The 6,935-nt window shown below is 72.2% G+C and carries 4 protein-coding genes; 2 read left to right on the forward strand and 2 right to left on the reverse strand.

What is annotated here, in order from left to right:
* Nucleotides 1-538 (forward strand): hypothetical protein (locus tag AOJ26_RS39750; RefSeq protein WP_234358795.1); only part of this gene is annotated, 538 nt, incomplete at its 5' end.
* Between the two features lie 273 nt (nucleotides 539-811).
* Here the strand turns inward: AOJ26_RS39750 and AOJ26_RS39755 are convergent.
* Entirely contained in the window at nucleotides 812-1,444 is a 633-nt protein-coding gene (locus tag AOJ26_RS39755; protein WP_053853209.1) for a hypothetical protein, read from the reverse strand.
* Nucleotides 1,445-1,737: 293 nt separating this feature from the next.
* The gene (locus tag AOJ26_RS39760; RefSeq protein WP_053853210.1) at nucleotides 1,738-3,909 is read right to left on the reverse strand and encodes a RecQ family ATP-dependent DNA helicase; all 2,172 of its coding nucleotides are present in this window, start codon (nucleotides 3,907-3,909) and stop codon (nucleotides 1,738-1,740) included.
* 152 nt (nucleotides 3,910-4,061) lie between these two features.
* On the opposite strand from AOJ26_RS39760, the gene AOJ26_RS39765 reads away from it, so the two are divergent.
* Nucleotides 4,062-6,077 (forward strand): DUF4192 domain-containing protein, encoded by a 2,016-nt coding sequence (locus AOJ26_RS39765; RefSeq protein ID WP_053853211.1) that lies wholly within the window; start codon nucleotides 4,062-4,064, stop codon nucleotides 6,075-6,077.
* Nucleotides 6,078-6,935 lie beyond the last annotated feature (858 nt).

Genomic DNA, 6,935 nt, shown 5'->3' on the forward strand with positions numbered 1-6,935 from the left:
CCCCGTGGCTCCGCCACGCCCCGGTCGCCCCGGCCCCCTGCGGCCCGCGCCGCCGGTGCAGCGGACGCCTCACGACGTGGCCGTGGCCAAGCCCGCAGTGCCGGGCCCCGCAGCCACCTCTTCCCCTGCTCCGGTCCCGGCTTCGGCGGCCCCGCAGATCCAGCTCATCCCGGCCTCGGCCACCGGTGCGCTCGACGCTGCCGAGGAAGCCGTCGATCTCCTGCTGGAGTCGGGCCGTGCCCCCGGTGAGGTGCTGGTGATCACCACCGGCGACCAGCATCCCTGGGCCGCTCATGAGCTGTCCTTCGGCGAGGCCGCCTACTGGGCCCAGCACGACGCCGGTGACGACGTGTTCTACGCGGACGCCACCGCCGCCTCGCGTGCCGTGTCCCGTCCGGTGGTCGTCGTCGCCGTCAACGGGGGTTCCGCCGCGGCTGTCGCCGAGGCGCTGCCTCTGGCCCACGCCCGGGCCGGTGCCCTGCTGATCGTCTGCGGTGACCCGCAACTGATCAACTCGGTGCTGGGCGCAGGCGTCTGAGCCGGTTTCAGTGGGTCCGGAAGGACCCGGGGGGTGAGGAAAGGTGCCGCTCGCGCGGCACCTGCACGGCGAGTCCTTCGGCATGCCCGCGTCTGAACGGACGGCCGAAGACCCGGACTTTACCCGCCGTTCCCGATCCAGCGGAGTGTGCCCGCCGCAAACGTCATCTCGGGGACGCCCGTGCCCGACACGCGAGGTGCCGTGCGTCATCAGCACGCCGGGGGCCGTACGTCACCGACGTACGGCCGAAGAACCGGTGACTGGGACCTGACCTCAGCGAGCCGCCACGCGGCGCAGGACCTCCGAGGCTGCGCCACCGGTGCGCGGCAGCATGGGCGGTGACTCGGACGTGGCGAAGGGTTCCGGCTCCGAGTCCGCGTTCGGCCGCCGTCCGCCGCGTCCCTCGCCGAGCACCTGCCATCCGTCGCGCGTCAGCGTGATGTACGCCCCGCAGCGCAGCCCGTGCAGCGTGCAGGCGTCACGCAGCCCCCACATCCACGCACCGTCCTCCTCCGTCCAACGCGCGTCGCCCTCACGGCAGTAGAGCAGCACGGCGGTCCGCACGGGGGTGCGGCGCCGCAGGTCGTGCGGGATCACCCGGCGCAGCTGGGCCAACAGCGTGTTCCGGAACATCCAGCCGTCAGCCGGTGCCGGGCGACGCGTGAACGAGGCGCTCGCCCGCAGCCGTTCGTCCGGGTCGAGGACCGCCACGATCGCGGTCGCCGGTTTGGGACGGTGCCGCGAGTGCAGTCCGCTGACGACCTCGCGCGGGTTGCGCAGCAGCGGGATGCCGGCCTCGGCCCACTCGGCGGGTTCGAGCAGACGGGCCAGAGGGTTGGCGGATGCGGCGGACAGGTCGGCTGACGACGTGGACGCCGCGGAGGACGGAGCGAATCCGAAGGTCACGGTCCTCCCTTCGGCTACGCGCCCATACGGCGGGCGGGGTCGGATTCGGGGGAGCGCGCACCGCAGCAGAGCCCTACCGGTCAACGGACGAGGCCGTGCGGGGAGCGGACCTCAATTCTTCCTGTCGAACTTGGTTGCGGCAACGAGCAATTGGGCTCGCCGACCCGAATCAGACGCTTCGTGGCATATATCCCTACCCAGTGTTTTGCCGGGCGACGCCTGAGTCCTCCGAGCCCGGTGACCGTTGACCGACATCGGGCCACGCGCGGAGCACTGACGTCTGCGGCGCCCGCTCAACCGCGTACCGCCAGCACCAGAGGCAACACCCCCTGGGCGCCTGACCGCAACAGCAGCCGGGCGGCGACCGCGAGGGTCCAGCCGGTCTCGGTCATGTCGTCGACGAGCAGTACGGGACCCTCCGCCGCCTGCAACGCCTCCCGCAGAGGCTCGGGCACGACGAGTGCCCCGTGCAGGGCCCGCAGCCGCTGAGCGCTGTTGGAACGGGGCAGGGAAAGATCGTCGGAGTGGTCCGTGTACGCGAGGGACCCCAGGAAGGGGAGGCGTCCGACGGTGGAGATCCGACTTCCCAGCGAGTGCACCAACTGGGGCCGGCTGCGGGAGGGAACGGTCACCACCCCGACAGGTCGGGCCGGTGCGTCCGGGGCGCCGGAGGCCCAGCCGTCGGGCGACTTCGCCCAGTCGGCCAACACGGTCACGACGGCGTTCGCCACGTCGTCGGGGACGGGAGCGTCCGGAGTCTGGGGCGCGAGCAGCGGCCGGAGACGGTTGCCCCAGCCGATGTCCGACAGCCGGCCGAGAGCCCGGCCCGGCCAAGCCTGTTCGCCGGGCGGGATACGGCCCTTCAGGTCGACGCCGATGGCCGGGAGGCCCGTGGGCCACATGCGGCGGGGTTCCACCACGACACCCGCGCGGGCGAGCGAGCCACCGGCCGTGTCCAGGGCGCCCGGGGAGATGTCGGTGGTGAATCGCGGGCCGGCGCAGTTGTCGCAGCGGCCGCAGGGAGCCGCCTGCTCGTCGTCCAACTGCCGCCTCAGGAACTCCATTCGGCAGCTTGTGGTGGTGGCGTAGTCGCGCATGGCCTGCTGCTCGGCGGCGCGCTGCTTGGCGACCCAGGCGTAGCGCTCGGAGTCGTACGACCAGGGCGCTCCCGTGGCGATCCAGCCGCCCTTGACCCGGTGGACCGCGCCGTCCACGTCGAGCACCTTGAGCATGATCTCCAGGCGCGTGCGGTTCAGCTCCACCAGCGGTTCGAGCGCGGGCAGCGACAGGGGACGGTCCGCGTGGGCGAGGGCGTCCAGGGTGCGTCGTACGGCTTCCTCGGGCGGGAACGCGACGGATGCGAAGTAGGACCAGATCGCCTCGTCCTCGCGGCCGGGCAGGAGCAGCACCTCGGCGTGCTCGACGCCTCGTCCGGCGCGGCCGACCTGCTGGTAGTAGGCGATGGGGGAGGAGGGCGAGCCGACATGGACGACGAAGCCGAGGTCGGGCTTGTCGAACCCCATGCCGAGCGCGGAGGTGGCCACCAGCGCCTTGACCTTGTTCGCCAGGAGGGCTTCCTCGGCCTGCTGGCGCTCGGCGTTCTCCGTCTTGCCGGTGTACGAGGCGACGGTGTGCCCGCACTGTCGCAGGAAGGCGGTGATCTCCTCGGCCGCGGCCACCGTCAAGGTGTAGATGATGCCGGAACCCGGCAGGTCGTCCAGGTGGTCAGCGAGCCACGCCAGCCGGTGAGCCGCGTCGGGCAGTTGCAGCACGCCGAGGCTCAGGCTCTCGCGGTCGAGCGGACCGCGCAGGACCAGCGCGTCCGAGCCGGTGCCGGTGCCCAACTGCTCCGCCACGTCAGCGGTGACCCGGGCATTGGCCGTGGCGGTGGTGGCCAGCACCGGCACCCCGGCGGGCAGCTCGGTGAGCATGGTGCGCAACCGGCGGTAGTCGGGGCGGAAGTCGTGGCCCCAGTCGGAGATGCAGTGCGCCTCGTCGACGACGAGGAGGCCGGTGGCGGCGGACAGCTCGGGCAGGACGTTGTCGCGGAAGTCCGGGTTGTTGAGCCGCTCGGGGCTCACGAGCAGCACGTCCACCGTCCCCGCGGCGACCTCGGCGCGGATGGTCTCCCACTCCTCGGGGTTCGAGGAGTTGATGGTCCGGGCGTGGATGCCGGCTCGGGCGGCGGCCTCGACCTGGTTGCGCATGAGCGCGAGCAGCGGAGAGACGATCACGGTCGGCCCGGCGCCTCGCTCGCGCAGCAGCGCGGTCGCCACGAAGTACACCGCGGACTTGCCCCACCCCGTGCGCTGTACGACCAGGGCCCGGCGCTTGTCGGCGACCAGCGCCTCGATCGCCCGCCACTGGTCCTCGCGCAGCCGCGCCGACCCGGTGCTGTCCCCGACAAGCCGGACGAGGATCCCGTCGGCAGCCTCGCGCAGCTCCGTCTTGCTCATGTGCGTCATGCCCCCAATACAACAGGACGCCGCCGACAACGGGGCGGCTCGGCGGCCCGGCTGTGGACGACGGGACGGGGCACGTCGTGGCTTGTCGTGGCCCTGATCGGACTTATCCACAGGCCCAAGCGGAACGCTGAGATCCGCGAGATCGTCTGCGCATGACGAACCACAGCGAAATGACGGGACCCGCCGCAAACAGCAACAACAGCGGACGGAACGACAGCGAACGGCACGGCGGCGTTCGCGGCGGCGGACGGAACGGCAGCGGGGGGAACAGCGACGGACCGAACAACTACGGGGGGAACCGCGGGAGGAACGGAGAAGGGTGCAGCAGCAGTGCCGGCGGAGGGTACGGCGGGAGGAACAGCGAAGGGCGTAACAGCAGCGGGCGGGACAACCACGGGCCGGACAGCCACAGCTCGGACAGCCACAGCTCGGACAGCCACGGTGGCTCGGGGATCGGCGACCGGGTCGGATTCGAGGCGCATGGCACCGAACACCAGGTCACTCTGAGGACGCCGGGCGAACTGGCCGACGCCCTTCCCTACCTGCTCGGATACCGGCCCGAGGACAGCATCGTCCTGGTCGCGCTGCACGATCGGGGAGGCCGCGGCCGGTTCGGAGGACGGGCCCGGCTGGGCATTCCCGCGAACAAGGACGACTGGCCGGCAGTGGCCCGGCAGCTCGCGCACGGCCTGATCACCGGCAGCGAGCGCAGGGGGGCGCGCCCCGAGCAGATGGTCGCCTACATCTGTCAGGAGCCGGGACCCGGTGAGACGGGCAAGCAGATCACGGAGCGGCTCGCCCCGCTCGCCGGGCTGCTGCGCACGGAGTGCGGCCGACTCGACGTCCCTGTGATCGAGGCGTTGTGCATTTCCGACGGCCGCTACTGGTCGTACTGCTGTCCGAGCCAGGATTGCTGCCCCGCGGAGGGACTTCCCATGGGGCTGCCTGGCACATCGGTGCTCGCCGCAGCGGCCACGTACGCCGGACTCCAGGTGCGCGGCACACTGCGCGAGCTGCGGGCCAGGCTGCAGCCCTGGGAGACGGCGGCCGCGCTGGAACAGGAGGTCGCTTTGGACACCGCCGGCATGGCCCTGGTCCCCAGGATGCTCGACGAGGTGGGCCAGGCGGCCGTGGCCGAGGAGACGCTGCGCCTGGCCAGGCGCACCATGGCACGCTTCGCCGAGGCATCACCTGTGACGGGCCCACTCCGGGCCGACCTGCGCGACGACGAACTGCTCGGGCACGACGACGCGGCGCACCTCATCCTCGGTCTGCAGGACCGCACCACCCGGGACCGTGCGGCCGAGTGGATGGAAGCGGAGGAGGCAGGGCCCGCCCTGCGTCTGTGGCGCGCGTTGGCCCGCCGGTGCGTCGGACCTTACGGCGAGCATGCGGCGGCACCGCTCACTCTCGCCGGCTGGGTCGCCTGGTCCGCGGGTGACGAGATCGAGGCCAGGGAGGCGCTGGCCATGGCTCTCGGCGCAGATCCCAGCTATCTCTTCGCCCGACTTCTGCACCAGGCCTGCAACGAGGGGCTCGATCCGGAAGCCATCCGCCGCTGTCTGCGCGCGGAGCGCGAGAGCCGCGAGGACCGTAATGGATGGGCGCGGTCGGAGGCCGATCAGTCCGTGGACGCGGACACGGATACGGCCGAGGACATGACGTGGCCGGACACGCCCGGTTCTGACAGGAGCCAGGCAGCGTCTCCGCTTGGCGCTGACGGAGGTCAGGGGGCATCTCTGCCTGGTCCTGTCCGGAGTCAGGGGGTCACCGAAGCCGGAGACGTGTCGCCGCCTTGCTCGTCCGACAGCGGAAACGCGTCACCGCTTTGCCCGTCCGGCGCCGGAGACACGTCGCTGCCGTGCCCGTCCGACACCAAGGACGCGCTGACGCAACCCCCGTCCAATGCCGATCCGCTTCTGCCGACGCCGCAACCCGCCACAGCCTCCCGCCGGCGCAAGCGCGTACGTCCCGGCGCTCGCACCGACGCCGGCTCCCGACCCATGAGTGCGGAGGGGCACGAACCCTGCGCCGAGGAATCCCGCCCTCGCTCCCGATCTGCCCGCGGTACACGTCCCGGTGCCGTCCGCCGCACCACGGGCAAGGACGTCGCTCGTCGACCGGAGGGCACAAGGTCCGGAGGCGGTGCCACCGAGGAGGAGGGATGAGCGACCGCTGGAAGGGGGTCGCGCGCGGGTGGTCACGCCTGTGGCGCCGGGTAGCTGCTCCGGGCCGCCGCCGTTCGGTCGGATTCCGGGCCCGGGGGCGTGACCCTGAACAGGCCCGTCCCGTTCACCTGAGTGGCGGAACCGCCAACCGGACCCCACCGCCGTACCGCCCATGTCCTTCAGGAGCCCCGCACCGAGCGGCTGACACCCCAGAGCCGCGCAGAGCGCAGAGGAAGCACCCCTTGCATCAGCCGACTCCGCCTTCCACCGACGACGGACGCCCCGCCCTCGGCGCGCCGGCGACGGGGTGGAGAGGAACCACCGGCCCGGCGGTGCGCGCCACGGACATCGGCGGGCCTGAGCCGAGGTTCCCGACCAGTACCCAGCACACCTCGACGGCCTCGGAACACCACGGGAACCCGACCCCGGGAGAGGCCAGGAAAGCCACCATGCCTTCACCGTCATGGGACCGTGAGCCGTCTCCGCCGGCAGCGCCTGTGAGCCGTCCGTCCACACCGCGCAGCGCGCGCCTGCCGGGGGAAGGCCTCGCGACCAGGCAGGGCTGGTCTCCGCCTCCGACGGGGAGCCGTTCTTCCCGTCCACCTTCGTTCGTCCCGCCCGGCCCGCCCCCACAGAACACCTTCTCGGCTCCCAGGGGGTTGGCCGAACTCCCCCCGGCCCACTCCGTCATCATCTGCGTGGCGCTTCCGGGCCTCGCCATCTCCACGGAACAGGGGCAGTTGACGGGACGGGGGCTGGAGGGCTTCTACCGCGCAGGCAGACGTGTGCTCTCCCGCTGTCAGATCCGTGTCGCCGGCCGGGAGCCACCCGGGGGCCAGGCCCGGCCGACCGCGGCGG

The organism is Streptomyces sp. NRRL B-24085 (genome assembly GCF_001282115.1).
Lineage (GTDB): Bacteria > Actinomycetota > Actinomycetes > Streptomycetales > Streptomycetaceae > Streptomyces.